The 16902-nt window shown below is 47.9% G+C and carries 16 protein-coding genes; 14 read left to right on the plus strand and 2 right to left on the minus strand.

All coding sequences use genetic code 11. From position 1 onward, the window contains the following. Positions 1–219 precede the first annotated feature (219 nt). Both rsmD and coaD read left to right on the plus strand, forming a co-directional pair. Complete coding sequence (rsmD, locus tag MHI25_RS13825; protein WP_076190033.1) at positions 220–828, plus strand: 16S rRNA (guanine(966)-N(2))-methyltransferase RsmD; 609 nt, start codon at positions 220–222, stop codon at positions 826–828. Beyond that, the gene (gene coaD / locus MHI25_RS13830) at positions 812–1324 is read left to right on the plus strand and encodes a pantetheine-phosphate adenylyltransferase (protein ID WP_076126111.1); all 513 of its coding nucleotides are present in this window, start codon (positions 812–814) and stop codon (positions 1322–1324) included. The genes rsmD and coaD overlap by 17 nt, the downstream gene beginning before the upstream one ends. On the opposite strand, the gene MHI25_RS13835 is transcribed toward coaD, so the two are convergent. Next, complete coding sequence (locus MHI25_RS13835) at positions 1302–2528, minus strand: nucleoside recognition domain-containing protein (protein ID WP_340395541.1); 1227 nt, start codon at positions 2526–2528, stop codon at positions 1302–1304. The two genes, coaD and MHI25_RS13835, sit on opposite strands and share 23 nt — an antisense overlap. Positions 2529–2680: 152 nt before the next feature. On the opposite strand from MHI25_RS13835, the gene MHI25_RS13840 reads away from it, so the two are divergent. Then, a complete protein-coding gene (locus MHI25_RS13840) occupies positions 2681–3718 on the plus strand; it encodes a SepM family pheromone-processing serine protease (protein ID WP_076138636.1) in 1038 nt (345 codons plus the stop codon). Here MHI25_RS13840 and MHI25_RS13845 read toward each other — a convergent pair. After that, positions 3708–4946: a nucleotidyltransferase gene (locus MHI25_RS13845; RefSeq protein WP_340395542.1), complete on the minus strand. Its 1239-nt coding sequence runs from the start codon at positions 4944–4946 to the stop codon at positions 3708–3710. The genes MHI25_RS13840 and MHI25_RS13845 overlap by 11 nt on opposite strands. 209 nt (positions 4947–5155) lie before the next feature. On the opposite strand from MHI25_RS13845, the gene MHI25_RS13850 reads away from it, so the two are divergent. The 11 genes from MHI25_RS13850 to smc all read left to right on the plus strand — a co-directional run bounded on the left by MHI25_RS13850 (position 5156) and on the right by smc (position 16886). Further along, the gene (locus MHI25_RS13850) at positions 5156–5668 is read left to right on the plus strand and encodes a DUF177 domain-containing protein (protein WP_036686482.1); all 513 of its coding nucleotides are present in this window, start codon (positions 5156–5158) and stop codon (positions 5666–5668) included. A gap of 69 nt (positions 5669–5737) precedes the next feature. Continuing rightward, positions 5738–5911, plus strand: coding sequence for a 50S ribosomal protein L32 (gene rpmF, locus MHI25_RS13855; protein ID WP_019911234.1), 174 nt, complete (start codon positions 5738–5740; stop codon positions 5909–5911). Positions 5912–6269: 358 nt separating this feature from the next. After that, positions 6270–6866, plus strand: coding sequence for a transcription factor FapR (fapR, locus tag MHI25_RS13860; protein WP_036686484.1), 597 nt, complete (start codon positions 6270–6272; stop codon positions 6864–6866). Further along, positions 6850–7839, plus strand: coding sequence for a phosphate acyltransferase PlsX (plsX, locus tag MHI25_RS13865; RefSeq protein WP_038570599.1), 990 nt, complete (start codon positions 6850–6852; stop codon positions 7837–7839). Before fapR ends, plsX begins: the two co-directional genes overlap by 17 nt. An 8-nt stretch (positions 7840–7847) precedes the next feature. After that, positions 7848–8837, plus strand: coding sequence for a beta-ketoacyl-ACP synthase III (locus MHI25_RS13870; protein ID WP_139329841.1), 990 nt, complete (start codon positions 7848–7850; stop codon positions 8835–8837). A gap of 21 nt (positions 8838–8858) precedes the next feature. Next, a complete protein-coding gene (gene fabD, locus MHI25_RS13875; RefSeq protein ID WP_076138632.1) occupies positions 8859–9782 on the plus strand; it encodes an ACP S-malonyltransferase in 924 nt (307 codons plus the stop codon). 54 nt (positions 9783–9836) lie between these two features. Further along, positions 9837–10586, plus strand: a complete 750-nt coding sequence (fabG, locus tag MHI25_RS13880) for a 3-oxoacyl-[acyl-carrier-protein] reductase (protein ID WP_036686492.1) — start codon at positions 9837–9839, stop codon at positions 10584–10586. A gap of 125 nt (positions 10587–10711) precedes the next feature. Beyond that, positions 10712–10945, plus strand: coding sequence for an acyl carrier protein (locus tag MHI25_RS13885; RefSeq protein ID WP_036686493.1), 234 nt, complete (start codon positions 10712–10714; stop codon positions 10943–10945). Positions 10946–11163: 218 nt separating this feature from the next. Beyond that, entirely contained in the window at positions 11164–12399 is a 1236-nt protein-coding gene (gene fabF / locus MHI25_RS13890) for a beta-ketoacyl-ACP synthase II (protein ID WP_076101782.1), read from the plus strand. 15 nt (positions 12400–12414) lie between these two features. Further along, complete coding sequence (gene rnc / locus MHI25_RS13895; RefSeq protein ID WP_038570606.1) at positions 12415–13119, plus strand: ribonuclease III; 705 nt, start codon at positions 12415–12417, stop codon at positions 13117–13119. 197 nt (positions 13120–13316) lie between these two features. After that, positions 13317–16886 carry a chromosome segregation protein SMC gene (gene smc, locus MHI25_RS13900; RefSeq protein ID WP_076126122.1) on the plus strand — a complete coding sequence of 1190 codons (3570 nt, stop codon included), beginning with the start codon at positions 13317–13319 and terminating at the stop codon, positions 16884–16886. The last annotated feature ends 16 nt before the right edge of the window (positions 16887–16902 follow it).

A 16902-nucleotide genomic window follows, 5' to 3' on the forward strand; every position in this document is an offset into this window, starting at 1 on the left:
CGCGGTTGTCTACGACATTTGTGGTGTCGATAATTACATGATGTCCCTGGAAGTCCAATCTTATACATTAAGATGACTTATTTCTCTGAATAAGCTGTTTCGCCTTCTTATTTCATATCTAGACAAATTTTTTATTTCATCGCGCAAATGTGTTACGATAGGCGTGGACTTATGCCCTTTTGGGCATAACAAACAGAGATATAGAGCGGGTGAATAACAGTGAGAGTGGTATCGGGAAGTGCAAAAGGAAGGCCACTGAAGAGTGTTCCGGGAAGTGGGACAAGGCCTACGACCGATAAGGTGAAGGAAGCTGTATTTAGCATGATAGGCCCATATTTCGAAGGTGGAGTGGTGCTGGATTTGTTCGCCGGTACTGGGGGTTTGGGGATCGAAGCCTTAAGCAGAGGGATGGAAAGTGGCGTATTTGTTGATATGGATCCTAAAAGTATCGACACGATACGCGCCAATCTGAAGGCTACTAAGCTGGAAGAACAAGCGCAGGTGTATCGTAATGAAGCTGGGAGAGCGCTAAGTGCGTTGGAGAAGCGGGGGAAAATTTTTGATTTGGTCTTTTTAGATCCTCCCTATCGCTTGAAGCACGGGGATGAGCTTATGCTTATGATGGTCGAAAAAGGAATGCTGCAAGAGGACGCAATTATTGTTCTGGAGCATGAATCAAGTTATGCCTATCCTGAAGACATTCCAGGATTTTATAGGCTGCGTCAGGCCGTATACGGAGAAACGACAATTTCTATTTACCAGTATGAAACTAATCCTGCAGAGGAAAGTGAAGCTGGTGAGGAGGTAGAGAATGAGTCAGCAAATTAGAAAAGAACGTGTTGCCATTTATCCAGGTACCTTTGATCCCGTGACTATGGGACATATGGATATTATTCGGCGCGCATCCAAGCAATTCGACCGTTTGATTGTAACGGTGCTTAATAATTTGAGTAAAAACCCGCTGTTTACTGTTGATGAACGGACAGAGCTATTAAGACAGGCGACCGCTGATATTCCCAATGTGGAAATTGACAGCTTCCGTGATCTGTTAGTGAATTATGTTCGTCAAAAAGATGCTCAAGTCATTGTTCGGGGTATCCGTACCGTTACTGACTTTGAATATGAGCTGCAAAACGCATCGATCAACCATAGCCTGGATCCCGATGCAGAAACGATTTTTATGATGACTAATCCGAAATATTCCTACTTAAGTTCCAGCGTTGTTAAAGAAATCGCCCACTTCGGCGGGAATGTGACTGATTTTGTGACGCCTGAGGTTGAACAAGCGATGAAGCGTAAATTTAACCGAGCCGATGGCGAATAGTACTTACTAGATACGTTCCAGCAGATAATCCCAACAGGATGATGAGCAGAAGGGCTTGCAGACTTAGCAGCTGTGGAAAAGAGCTCCATATGTCCGTTACATTAAGGGTGCCGCTTGGAGTCGGGCGTGAGTCTGCAAGTGCTGGTAAAGCAGCTTTAGGGATAACCAGCAATGGTTTCCAGAGCAATAAAGTTAACAGAAAAGCATAAAGTCCATGCATCAGACGAACCGTAGCGTAGGGTAGAAATCTGACTCTGGCTTGTTTGAGCATGGTCAGCACCTGTAGTTGCGCACAGAGTCCGCTCCAGCCCAGTGCAGCAGACAGCAAAGCTATCCCAAACATACTAGAGGGACCTGTTCCTATGCTCGCTAGCCCTTTGCTGATTGCGTCGGCGCCTAAATGAATTTCCAGCAAGCTTGCTGGCAGAGCAGCTGGCAATGCGGGAAGTACAGTAGTGATGATATTGATGACTACAGCGAACATAATCATGTAACCGCCCACGACCATCAGACTTTGCACGGCATTAGCGACGGACTCGCCGAGAAGCTTGCCGAAGCTGCGTCCGTCTTTTGCTCTGGCATCTGTTGCTGCAAGCTGAACGCGACTATATAAAGAAGACCGTTTGGTGTCCGCGGAGATCTTATCAACTGGTTTCGTGTTCGCTGACCGCCCCTTTAATAGAGCATCGGTGTAGCTGGCTAGAAGTCCAGAGATCCAGTGGATGGCCAGCAGGAAATAACCTGCTGAAGTACTGTGTAGAAAAGCTATGCCAATTACTATAAGCATGGTTACCGGGCTGGCGAAGTGTGTAAGTGCGGCAAGTCGGGCGGCTTCCTTGTCAGAGATGCTGTTCTGCTTGTGTAGCTGCATGACCCCTCCAGCTCCACCGGGGAATCCGGCTGTGATTCCGAGTGCCAAGGTCCAGCCGCTGGCACCAGGCAGACGAAAGACCTTTTTCATTAATGGCTCCAGAAGTACTCCAAAACCATGCACGAAGCCCGAAGCAGTAAGCATTTCTGACAGCATCAGGAAGGGAAGCAGGGCAGGGAACACGAGTGTCCACCAAAGCTTCAATCCTTGGAGTGAAGCCTCAAAGGAGCTTTCCGGTGAGATAATAATCGCAATGGCTGTCAGGATTGCCATAATCCCGGGTATAAATGGTGTGGAGCGTGTAGCTAGTCGGCGTATTTGAATATTTTTCATTTCTCAGATCACCTCTTCATAACTTAAGGCATGGACGATGTGTTATCAATTTATGCAGAGTAGACAACCATCATGCCAAACCACTAGTCGAAGCGGTAATGAAGTTCGATCATTCATATCCTAAATGTGCCGCGGGAAAGAAGGGAAGAGCAGTGAAGCAACTGAAGCATCGGCCGGGTTTCCGCGCCACAGCTTATCTGTTTACGTTTGTAGTTATCGCGTATGTATTTGTCTTTATGAACACCCCGTACATCGTATATCAGCCAGGCAGTGCATCTGAAGTTGCCCCTATGATTAAGGTGGAGAATGCCGATCCGGCTGAAGAAGGAACGTTTATGATGACTACGGTGTCTGCTAGTTATGCTAATGTGGCCTTATTGGTCGCCTCTGCTTTTAATTCCAATTCAGAGGTTGTGCGAAAAGAAACCCGGCTAGGGGATAAATCAGAAGACGAATATGCTGCGGAGCAGGTTTTTTATATGAATAGCTCACAGTCTTATTCTGTTCAGGCCGCTTATCATGCGGCGGGAATTCCATATGAGGATGTAGTGGATTATCTCTACGTCTTTTCGGTTCCTGTAGAAAGTAATAAAGGACAATTTCTGCCGGGTGATAAAATCATTAGCGTAGAGGGACAAAAAGTGCCCGATCCTGAAGCACTGTCTAAACTGCTCTCCTCTAAAAAAATCGGAGATCAAGTCGCTGTTGTTTTGCAAAGAAATGGCAAGGAAGTAAAAGAACAAGTGACGCTGGTTGAAATAAAGGATAAAGAGGGCGCAGCCGTTCGACCTGGATTTGGAGTCACTATTGCCGCCGTTCAAAAAGTAAAACCAAAAGAAGCAGGGAAAGCTGTCAGCTTTGTAGATACAAATGTAGGCGGACCTTCGGCAGGGCTAATGTTCACTATGGAAATTTACAATCGCCTTACTTCTGGTGATTTAACTAAAGGCCATAGAGTTGCAGGGACGGGTACGATTAACGCTGAGGGTGTAGTTGGTGCTATCGGTGGAGTGAAACACAAGATCGTGGCTGCGGACCGAGAAGGGGCGGAGATTTTTTTCGTGCCTGTTAAGAATTATGACGAAGCCAAAGCAAAAGCTGATAAAATCGGCACATCTATGAAGCTGGTGCCTGTATCTACGCTGGATGAGGCGCTGAAGTATATGGAGGAACTGCCGGTCAAACCATGACCGGAGGTTCCAAATAATCGCGGTACATATCGAGTCTGCGGGGTTCCTTAAAAGCTCCCGCGAAAGCGGAAGCGGCTTGAAGATCTCGCTCAAGCTGCGGATGGGAACAAAGGGACGGGCGCATGACGATGGGTAACGTAGCTTTTTGTTTCATCTCTTTAAGCAGTGCTCGTCCACTTTCTCTAAAACCAAGAATGCGAATATATCCGGGCCCCTCTGCTAGTATGGAAGGGGTCATTTCTTTTTTAGAATGATTTAACAGAACATGTAGCAGCAGACGCTGTAACCGTGTATGCGTGTAGCGCTTGCTCTTAAGGGCGTGAAGCAGGCCTGAAACAGAGAATTGCTCCAACTCAGGCAAAAGCCGCAGTATTCGGTTCTCCAAGCCTTCATTCATATCATGGATCGCGTGTAACTCGGCAGCAGTATGGGTGGTCAGCAGATGGCGGAGCGGGATACTGAAGCTCTCCAAGCTCAGAGGGCCCCTTCCGGCTGCATGCTCTCTTTCCAAAATGGACACGCTATAATCCGGCATATAAGCAGCGGGAGATCCGCCTTCTTGCAGCAGCTTGCGGATGGCCGTCGCACTTGCAATAGAAGAGTCGGCTTGTAATGGGTCATGGAAGCCTGCTGCTGTGCGCGGAATGGTTAGTGGCATTATCTTGCTGTGCAGCCGCTGCAAGGCGATAAGATAATGCAGGCCAAGGCTGTTATTCGGCTGGCGCAGCAGCTCGCCTGCATCTCCGGGACTCTCCGTTTCCGGGAGAGTCCCTTCAAAGGCCACCGCCGCCGCTGCGCTGTACGCGGCGGGGAAGCTCGCTCCGAGCGCCATGCGGCGGCGGATCTCGCTCTGAAGCTCGCTGCTTTCCTCAGCCAGATATCTGGCCAGCGGGAGCAGCGAGCCCAAAGTGCCGGCTTCGGAGCCGAAGCACAAGCTGTCCACGACCCCGGTCGCTTCCAGCAATGCAACTGCTCCGAACGCGAACCACTCGGCTGGCTGGACGGCATAAGCCACCGGCAGCTCAATGACGAGGTCGGCGCCCATATGCAGCGCCATCTCTGTCCGGGCTTGCTTGCTTACCGCCGCCGGCTCGCCGCGCTGGGTAAAGGGACCACTCATGACGACGATGGTGCGCTCTGCGCCGGAAAGTCTTTTGGCTTCCGTGAAGTGATGCACATGTCCGTTATGTAAAGGATTGTATTCTGCGATGATTCCAACCGTTGTCACTGTGGCTTCCCTCCGATAAGTAAGGTATGTTTATTGAGTTTAGTAGGGTAGATTTCTAGAGATACTGTTAGCACAAGCTGATCTTTTGATTTACACTAATAGTTATATCATAATTCACCGCATTTTCTGAAACAATATAAAGGGAAAATGGTTGACAAAGGTATAGAATACTAGGTATAATAAATTTTGTTTGTTTGGGAGTGATAAGTATGCAGATTCACTTTCGCAAATTAGCGAATGCCGACGAACCGTTACATATTCACGATGTTGTGGATGTCAGCGAGGTAGTCAAAGGGCGCAAGGATATTCTAACTGTTGCTCCGCTCTCAGTAGACCTTAAAGCGCTGCCCGCGGGAACCGATTGTGTGAACGTGGTGGGGAAACTGAGTGGAGATGTGGACATGTTATGTTCACGTTGTCTCACGGAGGTCAAAAGTGATTTGAACATTCCTTTTGCTGAGACTTTCAAGTGGCTTAAGCAGCCAGTTCTTCCAGATGATGACGAAGATGAGGATCTCATTTACGTCAAGGATGAGGTTGTGGATCTTATCCCGTATGTGGAAGAAAATTTCGTACTGCACTTACCGGATTCGGTATTGTGCAAGGCAGACTGTCTTGGTCTTTGTCAGAAATGCGGACAGAACTTGAACGAAGGCACCTGCAGTTGCGACAACACAGTGATCGATCCTCGACTCGCTGGGTTGAAAGACTTTTTCAAATGAAACATTACAACAAAACACATCCTGCTCTGAGGAGCAGGCTGACAGAAATATCACGAGGAGGTGGAACACATGGCAGTACCACAACGTAGAACGTCTAAAACACGCCGTGACAAACGTCGCACCCACTTTAAGTTGGTTGTGCCGGGCATGGTGAAATGTGAACAATGCGGAGAGTTGAAACTAGCTCACCACGTATGCAAAGTTTGCGGAACTTACAAAGCAAGAGAAATCATCAAACAATAGTTTCAAAAATAAGTAGTACTTCACTTCGGTGAGGTACTATTTTTTTGTCCAAATTTAATAAAGATAAGGTTTGCAGCTATACTTTATGTTCCGCTCAGAAGTCAATGCTTTATTTTTGGTGCGGCATGCTTTATACTACATATTAGTACCTGGTTCTAAATAATATTTATGATTGTTTGACCTAATATAACAGCGGCCATTCAAGCGGCCGGATGCTTTCTTTAAAATATAAGGAAGTATAAGTTATGCACCTATACTTTATGTCTTATATTTCTCGCTTAAACGCTTACCGTCCTTATTAGGGCGCCGAAGGCGTTTACGCTTGGCATGTGCCAGGAGGTGAGCCGCTATCGAGCGGATGTCCAAGAAAGAACGTCAGCAACAGCTGCTACATATAATTGCAGGCAATCCTTTTGTAACTGATCGGGAGTTGACTCGTCAGCTGAAGGTGAGCATTCAGACGATTCGGTTAGACCGGATGGAGCTGGGAATACCAGAACTGCGTGAAAGAATGAAACAAATGGCAGAGCATTCCTATGATCAGGTGCGCTCTTTGCCTGCGGATGAAGTGATCGGAGATATTGTCGATTTACAGCTCGATAAGAGCGGGATTTCGATCTTTGAAATTCGTGAGGATCATGTCTTTTCCAGAAATGGGATCGCCCGTGGCCACTACGTGTTTGCTCAAGCCAATTCGCTTGCGGTTGCTGTGATTAACGATGAAATTGCCTTGACTGCTTCAGCCGACATACGATTTGTTCGTATGGTTCTGCTTGGTGAGAAGTGCATTGCTAAAGCTCAAGTGCGGTCACTTGCAGGCAGAGGCGGCAAAGCAGAGGTGGACGTATTCACCTATGTCGGAGAAGAATTGGTATTTCAAGGCCACTTTATAGTGTATCGTTCCGCTAATGAAGAGTATAGTGAAGGGGGTAACCGTAGTGCTGATCGCCATTGATGCCATGGGCGGGGACAACGCTCCTGAATGTAATGTCGAGGGGGCGTTGTCCGCGGCCGCGGAATGGAAAGATACGCAGATTGTGCTCGTAGGTGACGAAGCCAGACTAGAGCCACTGCTGAAGGACAAGCCGTCCAACCTGAGTGTGCGGCATGCAGGAGATGTTATTGGTTCTGATGAAGAGCCGGTTAAGGCGGTTCGCCGCAAAAAAGATTCATCCATGGTTGTAGCTGGACGTATGGTGCGTGAGGGCGAAGCAGATGCTATGATTTCGTCAGGTAACACGGGGGCGCTTATGACTACAGGGTTACTTGTAGTAGGCCGTATGCAGGGGATTGAACGTCCGGCGCTGGCACCTATGATTCCGACGCTGGATGATGTTGGCGTGCTTGCGCTTGATCTTGGCGCTAACATGGATGCGAAGCCTGAACATCTGGTGCAATATGCGCTGATGGGCAGCATTTATCGGAATAAAGTGCATGGCATTGCTAAGCCGCGGGTTGGACTTCTAAATGTAGGGACGGAGCCTGGGAAAGGCAACGAACTGACCAAAGAAGCCTATCCACTGCTGGAGAACTTGCCGGGCATTCATTTTATCGGTAATGTTGAGGCACGCGACGTACTGACAGGAAACTGCGATGTGCTTGTCTGCGATGGATTTGCTGGTAATATCCTGTTGAAGTCGCTTGAGGGTACAGCGGGTGCATTGTTCTCTTTACTGAAGGAGCAATTCAGCCGTTCTCTGAAGACTAAACTTGGAGCGGCTATGCTGATGCCGGAGCTTAGAGCCCTGAAGGGCAAGATGGATTATAAAGAGCATGGCGGTGCACCGCTGCTTGGTCTTAGCGGATTGGTAGTTAAGGGGCACGGATCTTCAGACGGAAATGCGGTTAAAAATGCAGTAAGACAAGCGCGGATTGCTCTGCAAGCCGATCTTGTGCCAAGTATATCCAAGGAAATTAGCGGGAAGTGAGTGACGAAATGAAACAGTTGCGGCCGGTTGGGATTATCGGTACGGGTAAATATGTACCTGAGAAAATTTTAACAAACAGTGATCTAGAAAAAATAGTGGAGACTAACGATGAATGGATCGTCAGTCGGACAGGGATCCGTGAAAGACATATCGCTGCACCACATGAGGCAACTTCTGATTTAGCCTATGAAGCTGCACTTAAAGCTTTGGATTCTGCAGGCATGAAAGCCGAAGATCTGGATCTTATTATTATTGCAACGGTAACCCCTGATAGCTCCTTTCCTTCCACAGCCTGCATTTTGCAGGATAAACTTGGAGCAAAAGGTGCTGCGGCATTTGACTTGTCAGCAGCCTGCTCTGGTTTTGTATACAGCCTAGCTACTGCGGTTGGCTTTATTCAGAACGGAATGTACAATAATGCACTCATAATTGGTGCGGACACTTTATCCCGCATCACTGATTATACGGATCGTAACACCTGTGTACTGTTTGGCGATGGGGCAGGAGCAGTAATCATCGGTGAAGTTCCAGAGGGACGCGGTTTCCAATCCTTCGATCTGGGTGCTGAAGGTTCTGGAGGAAACTTGCTTAAGCTGGAAGCTGGGGGTTCGCGCTTGCCTGCATCTCAGCAGACGGTTGAAGACAAGAAACATTTCATCTATATGAATGGCCGTGAAGTGTTTAAGTTTGCCGTTCGTGTTATGGGCTCAGCTACAGAACGTGTGCTTACTAAAGCCGGATTAGGTAAAGAAGATATTGATTTGTTCGTACCGCATCAAGCGAATATTCGTATCATTCAATCCGCTATGCAGCGGCTTGACCTGCCACCGGAGAAATGTGTAATCAATGTTGATAAATATGCTAATACATCAGCAGCTTCTATTCCTCTAGCTCTAGTTGAAGCGGCGGAAGAAGGACGCATGAAGGAAGGCGACACGGTTCTGATGGTTGGATTCGGCGGTGGCTTGACTTGGGGCGCGTCCGTATTGATCTGGTAATAGAGGAAGGAGTTCTTACTTATGAGTAAAATCGCATTTGTCTTTCCCGGTCAGGGTGCACAGGCAGTTGGAATGGGTAGAGATGTATATGAAGCTCTTCCGCACAGCCGCGCGGTATTCGAAAAAGGTGATGAGGTGCTCGGATTTCCACTGAGCCAGCTGATTTTTGAAGGACCTGACAGTGATTTGAAACAGACCGTAAATACGCAACCGGCTCTGCTAACAGCAAGCGTGGCTTATCTGGAAGCATTACGTGATCAAGGGATGAAGCCGGATTATGTAGCTGGTCATAGCCTAGGAGAATACAGCGCACTGGTTGCGGCAGGCGTATTGTCCTATGAAGATGCTGTAAGACTCGTGCGTTTACGCGGTCGTTTTATGGAGGAAGCTGTTCCAGGTGGACAGGGAGCTATGGCTGCAGTGCTTGGTGCGGAGCGGGATGCTCTGGCAGAATTATGCCGGAGCGTATCCGAGGAGAGCGGCGTGGTAGAACTGGCGAATGTGAACTGCCCGGGACAGATTGTTGTTTCTGGTTCACAAGCCGGGGTTAACGGTGTTGTGCAGCGTGTTAAGGAAGCAGGCGGAAAGCGGGCTATTCCGCTGGAAGTAAGTGGACCTTTTCACTCTTCGATGATGAAGGCTGCGGCAGACCGCTTGGCAGACGAGCTGAAGAGTGTTACTTTTAATGCTCCGGCTGTACCTGTTATTGTCAATGTTACCGCAGCACCTGTAACGGATCCTGAAGAAATCCGTGAACTGCTTGTTCGCCAGGTGTACTCCCCTGTGCTCTGGCAAGACAGTATTGAATGGCTGATTGCTGATGGTGTGGATACTTTTGTGGAAATTGGTTCTGGCAGTGTTCTGGCAGGTCTGATCCGCAAAATAGACAAAACGGTCAAAGTAATCAACATTAACACACTTGAAAGTGTGCAAGCTGTCTTGTAAGATACGTTCAAACATTGTTTATCAATAGCAATATGATCGAAAGGGGAATAAATGATGTTCTCAGCATTGCGGGGTCAAACGGCCCTTGTAACTGGTGGCTCTCGCGGCATCGGCCGCAGTATTGCACTTGCTCTCGCGGAACATGGCGTGAAGGTGGCCGTGAACTATGCGGGCAGTGAAGCAGCCGCACAAGAGACCGTAGCTCGGATTGTCGAGCTTGGCTCGGAGGGTATTGCCCTTCGTGGCGATGTCGGCAATAGTGAACAGGCCGAGAACCTTGTCAAAGAGGTTCTGAATACCTGGGGACGTATTGACATTGTTGTCAATAATGCCGGCATTACCAGAGACAACCTGATTATGCGCATGAAAGAAGAAGAGTTCGATCAAGTGATCGAAACGAATCTAAAAGGGGTGTTTAACTGCCTAAAGGCAGCTACACGCCCTATGATGAAGCAACGCTACGGGCGAATTATCAATATTTCTTCCGTAGTAGGTGTAACAGGAAATCCTGGACAAGCTAATTACTCCGCAGCTAAGGCAGGTGTCATCGGTTTAACGAAGGCATCGGCTCGTGAGCTTTCCTCACGGGGGATCACGGTGAACTGTATCGCTCCTGGCTTCATTGATACAGATATGACGCGTGAGCTCTCTGAGGAAGTGCGCAGTGAGCTTGAGAAGGGCATTCCACTTGCTCGTCTGGGGCGTCCTGAAGAGATTGCTATGGCTGTAGTCTTCCTGGCCTCTGAAGGCGCTGCGTATATGACCGGCCAGACACTACACGTGGATGGCGGGATGTATATGTAACTCTCCGTCAAGGAGAAATTACACTGTTTTAATGCTGAAATGTGAGGGATAAAGAAAGCGTTTTTGACGCTCTATGGTATTTTGAACTCATATCTCGTATAATACCAAAAGAGGAGGTGAACCGGATGTCCGATGTATTAGAGCGTGTAAAACGCATTGTCATCGACCGCTTAGGTGCCGATGAAGCTGAGGTAACATTAGAAGCGTCTTTCAAAGATGATTTAGGTGCTGATTCTCTTGATGTAGTAGAATTGGTTATGGAATTGGAAGATGAATTCGATATGGAAATCTCTGATGAAGATGCAGAGACGATTACGACCGTGGGTGAAGTTGTGAAGTACATACAATCTCATACCTAGAGTCATATGATTGAGAGTCCCGTTCCTGCTAGGGCGGGACTTCTCCTCATTTATAGAGCATTAAAGATGAATCAAAGGTTGCCTTGAGCAACTAAATAAGGGATATAACAGAACCGCAGGTTGGTTATTGATGCGGTTATCGCTGTTCATATAGTAGCAACAGAAAGTATATAAGTTCTGAATATAATGTATACAACCTATAGATGGGGTGATTGTGTTTGAGTCATAGAGTGGTTGTTACCGGGATGGGCGTAGTTACATCATTGGGCAAAGATTTGGAGACGTTCTGGGATAATCTTATGAGCGGCAAATCCGGTGTATCACAGGTTGAGACCTTTGATGTCAGTGAGTATACTACGCAAATAGCATCCTCTGTTAAAGATTTCGATCCAGAGGCACTTTTTGGTCGTAAGGAAGCCCGCAAAATGGACCGTTTTGTACAATTTGCAGTGGCTGCCGGTGAGGACGCATTGCGAGATAGCGGACTTAAGATCGGTGAAGATATTGATGCCGAAAGAATAGGTGTATCTGTAGGATCAGGTATTGGTGGTCTTGGAACTTGGGAAGACAATCATAACTTGTTGCTTGAAAAAGGACCGAAGCGGGTTAGTCCGTTCTTCATTCCGATGATGATCGCTAACATGGGTTCTGGGCAGTTGTCCATTAACCTTGGTGCAAAGGGTCCTAATACGACGACAGTAACTGCTTGTGCTACAGGAAGTCACTCCATTGGGGAATCCTTCCGCTTGATTCAACGTGGAGACGCAGATGCAATGATCTGCGGTGGTTCCGAAGCGACCATTCGTCCAACAGGTATGGCTGGTTTTTGTGCTATGAGAGCAATGTCCACTCGCAATGATGAGCCTGAGAAGGCAAGTCGTCCGTTTGATGTGGATCGCGATGGTTTTGTTATGGGTGAAGGTGCCGGGATTCTTATTCTGGAATCACTCGAACATGCTGAGAAACGTGGAGCGAAGATCTATGCTGAGGTTATCGGTTATGGTCTAAGCGCAGATGCTCATCATATGACTGAGCCTGATCCAGATGGTGCAGCTCGCTGCATGAAGATGGCAATCCGGGATGCTGGTATCTCTCCTGAAGATATTGATTACATCAATGCTCATGGTACTTCAACGCCTGTAGGAGATAGATCAGAGACTGCTGCTGTTAAAAAAGCATTGGGTGACCATGCCTATAAAGTGGCAATTAGTTCGACGAAATCCATGACAGGTCACCTTCTGGGTGCTGCTGGTGGAGTAGAAGCTATTATCTGTGGCCTTTCTTTGCAAAAAGGGATGATTGCGCCAACGATTAATTTGGACAACCAAGACCCGGAATGTGATCTGGATTATGTACCAAATGTGCCACGTAAAGCTGATCTTGATATTGTAATGTCGAATTCGTTCGGCTTCGGGGGACATAACGCAACAGTTATTCTAAAAAAATATAATTAGTAAGGGGACAGTGCGGTGAAAGGAGAACTGAAGCAGTTACAACAGCAACTTCAAATCCAATTTCACGATTCTGTGCTTCTGAAGCAGGCCTTTACCCATGCATCCTATGTGAATGAACACCGTTTCAATCAGCATCAGGACAATGAGCGTCTCGAATTTCTTGGGGATGCAGTTCTGGAGTTAACGGTTTCTGAATATTTGTACAATCTATTGCCAGACCGACCTGAGGGAGAGTTGACCAAGCTGCGGGCCGCTATTGTATGCGAGCCTTCACTGGTCAAGTTTGCGGAGAGTTTAGGTTTTGGCCGTTATGTACTATTGGGCAAAGGGGAAGAACTTACGGGCGGACGTACTCGCCCGGCCCTGCTGGCTGATGTATTCGAATCCTTCGTGGGAGCGCTTTATCTCGACCAAGGACTGGAAACAGTGCGGAGTTTTCTTGATAATCACGTATTTCCTCTCGTGGAGACGGATGGGAAATTGCAAATGCAGATGACCGATTATAAGACGGAACTGCAAGAGCTAATTCAGCAGCACAATATGGGTACATTGGAATATCGAATTATAGAAGAACGGGGACCTGCACATGAGCGTGAATTCGTCTCAGAGGTGTATATGGCTAACCGTTCACTTGGTAAAGGAAGCGGCCGGTCCAAGAAGGAAGCAGAGCAGCAGGCTGCAGCAGCAGCACTTTTGCATCTGAAAGAGGACGGTGCCTGAGTTTTGCATCAAGGGGACAAGCGGAGGAGAGCAGCAAAGGTCTGAATACCGGCGTTTAGGCGGAGCTCAGACCGTTGCTGCTCTTTTTCGACAATATAAGAACTTATATGTTCCGCGTTACAAAGGATAAGGTACATCTTAATGGTTTTTTAGGGTACAAACGCTATGGTATAATGGGTCAGAGGTGATTGGCAAGTATGTTTTTGAAACGGATAGAATTAGCTGGTTTTAAATCATTTGCCGACAAAACAGAAATGGAGTTTGTGCGCGGTATAACGGCTGTAGTTGGCCCGAACGGAAGCGGCAAAAGCAATATTTCTGACGGCATACGCTGGGTACTCGGCGAACAGAGTGCTAAATCACTGCGTGGCGGCAAGATGGAGGATATCATTTTTGCTGGAAGTGATGCGCGTAAAGCCGTGAATTATGGCGAAGTTTCACTTACGCTTGATAATGAAGATCACACACTTCCGCTGGATTTCAGCGAAGTTACAGTGACTCGGAGAGTCCACCGCAGTGGAGATAGTGAATATTTAATTAATAAGCAATCCTGCCGTCTGAAGGATATCACAGAGCTGTTTATGGATACCGGTATCGGACGCGAAGCGTATTCGATTATCGGGCAGGGTAGGATTGAAGAAATTCTAAGTACTCGTTCCGAAGATCGGCGAGGCATCTTTGAAGAAGCATCAGGTATTGTAAAATATAAATCGCGCAAGAAAGACGCAAGTCGAAAGCTGGATGATACCGAGCAGAACCTGCTTCGTATTCATGATTTGATCAGTGAGCTTGAGGATCAGATTGGGCCACTTAAGGATCAGTCCGAGAAAGCTATCCGCTTTAAGGAACTTCGCGAACAATTAAAACATCAGGAAATTTCAGTATACGTACACCAGATTGAAGGCATTCATACCGCTTGGCAGGAAGGTAACGCTAAGCTTGAAACGTTGAAGGACGAGCAGCTGGAGCTGTCTACTGTGGTTTCGGCTCATGATGCCAAGCTGGAGAGCGGGCGCTCTGAATTGCGCACAATCGAAGCACAGATCGAGAAGCAGCAAGAGCAATTGCTGCGTTATAGCGAAGCATTTGAGAAGAGTGAAGGTTACGGTGAAGTGCTGAGGGAACGCAAGCGCAATCTGGAAAGTAATCGTGAGCAGTTAATGCTCACGTTAGGTTCGGTTGGCGAGCGTTCTGCAGATCGTCAGCGTGAAGTCGTGGATCTGGAGCTTAAGCTTGAACAATCGCGGCTTAAGCTTGTGGATCTTCGGAAACAGATCGAAGATGAAGAGACAAGGCTTGAAGGTGTGGCAGACGGGATTAGCCAGAGCCAGGAAGAAAAGCTCAAAAGTGCTCTTTTGGAGCTAATGAACCTTATGGCGAATGCACGTAACGAAATTCGTTACGCGGATCAGCAAAAGGAGAATCTGGAACGTCGTATGAGCCGCAGTGAAGAAGAAAGCGGCAAATGGACAGCCCGGCATGAAGAGTTGTCTGCCAACCAGAAAGGGCTGAAGGACAAGATTGCCCAGCTGGGGAAGGAGCTTAGCAATCTTCGCGGGGCTTATATCACTGAAAGTGAGCAGCTCAGTAAACGTCAGAAGCTGATCGAAGAAACACAGTCCGGTCTTCGGAAATGGGAACAGAAGCGGGAAGCGCAAGTCTCTCGTCATGAGACCATGAAAGAGATGCAGGATGATTTCGACGGCTTCATGCTTGGGGTTAAAGAAGTGCTCAAGGGTGCGCGCAAAGGACAGCTCAACGGTGTGCATGGTGCGGTTGCGGAGCTGATCTCTGTTCCGGAGAAGCTGGAAATGGCGATTGAGACTGCTCTAGGCGCATCACTTCAGCATGTGGTCATGGATAATGAGACTGTGTCCCGCCAAGCGATATCATTTCTAAAGCAACGTCAGCTGGGACGAGCTACCTTTCTTCCGCTAGATGTTATCCGGCCGCGTCAGATTTCTGGCAGTGACCGTGGTATGGTGGGTGATGCTGACGGATTTGTTGGAATTGGTTCCGAACTTGTTGGTTACGATGATAAATATACTAGCATTATTGGCAGTTTGCTCGGCAATGTGGTTATTGCGGAGAGCTTGGAGCAAGCGAACCGTATCGCCGCTAGATGCCAATATCGTTATCGGGTAGTTACCCTGGAAGGCGATGTAGTTAATGCCGGCGGTTCAATGACCGGGGGTAGCCAGCATAAGAAGAACAATAGCTTGCTTAGCCGCAAACGTCAGCTGGATCAATTAAGCAGTGAGATTGAAGAAAGCGAACGTCAAATAGTGAAGCTGAAGCAAGGCATTGCCAGACTTCGTGAGGAGCAGGAGAACGCTAGCGTGAAGCTGGAGGACCTGCGCCGTGATGGCGATGAGAAAAGACTGGAAGAGCAAAGAGTCTCCGGTGATTTGAAGCAGCTCGAGCATGAGCTTCGGCATGTGCAGGAGCAAGTGGAGAGCACAGGTGCGGAACGCAGTGGCTTTGAGAATGAAGTACGTGCGCTTGAAGAGACGCGGAAGCAAGCCACTGCTGAGCTTGAACGCCTTGAAAAGGAAGAAAAGGAAGCCCATGAGGGTATCCGTAACGCTGAATCAGCGCGTAAAGCGAATGAATCAGCTAAGGAAGAGCTGCAAGGCAAGTTGACCAGTATGAAAGTCTCGGAAGGCAAGCTCGATCAGGAGATATTCTCCCTGGAGGAGCAGTTACGTCGCCTAAGACAAGATGTGGGTTCACAGGACAAGGAGCTGCGCCAGAATCGAAATCTGTTACATACGATTGAACAGGATCTGGCTAACAATGCTTTGGAAGCTGTGAAGCAGAAGGAAGATTTGAACAGTTACCGCTTGAAGAAGGAAGAGACGACTGGAACTTTGGATTTTGCGCGTGCTGAGCGTACAGCGTTAACCCGTAAGCTGGAACTTGAGGAAGGCAAGACTAAAGATCAACGTCAGGCCCTTAAAGTAGTCGAGGACAAGCTGCGTGCCACTGAAGTTTCTGTCGGTCGACTCGATGTGGAGCTGGATAATATTCTCCGCAAGCTGAGTGATGACTACGAGCTAAGTTATGAATTAGCAAAACAGAGATATCCAGTGCCTGAAGATGTACCTGCCGCACAAGCCGATGTACAGCGTTTGAAGCGCAGTATTTCTGCGCTAGGAGAGGTTAACTTAGGGGCGATCGAAGAATATCAGCGGGTCCATGAACGGTATACGTTCCTCAGTGGACAAAAAGATGATCTAGTCGAAGCTAAGACTACCTTGTATCAAGTAATCCGCGAGATGGAAGATGAAATGTCCAAACGTTTCAAACAGACCTTTGATGCGATCCGCAAACAGTTCGGGACCGTGTTCTCAAAGCTGTTCGGCGGCGGGCGAGCGGATCTCATGCTTCTGGATCCGGAACATATGCTGGAAACAGGTATAGATATCGTAGCCCAACCACCGGGTAAAAAATTGCAAAATCTGCAGCTTTTATCTGGCGGTGAACGCGCTCTAACTGCGATGGCGTTATTGTTTGCTATTTTACAAGTGAAGCCAGTTCCGTTCTGCGTATTGGATGAGGTCGAGGCTGCGCTCGATGAAGCGAACGTTGTTCGTTTTGCACAGTATTTACGCGAGTTCTCTGAACAAACTCAGTTCATCGTCGTTACGCACCGCAAAGGAACGATGGAAGAGGCGGACGTGTTATACGGAGTAACGATGGAAGAGGGCGGTGTCTCCAAGCTCGTTTCAGTACGTTTAGAGGATGAAGAAGCTGAGATTGCTTAAATTCATCAAAGAAGAG

The sequence above is a fragment of the Paenibacillus sp. FSL E2-0177 genome (assembly GCF_037992975.1).
GTDB classification, from domain to species: domain Bacteria; phylum Bacillota; class Bacilli; order Paenibacillales; family Paenibacillaceae; genus Paenibacillus_AQ; species Paenibacillus_AQ odorifer.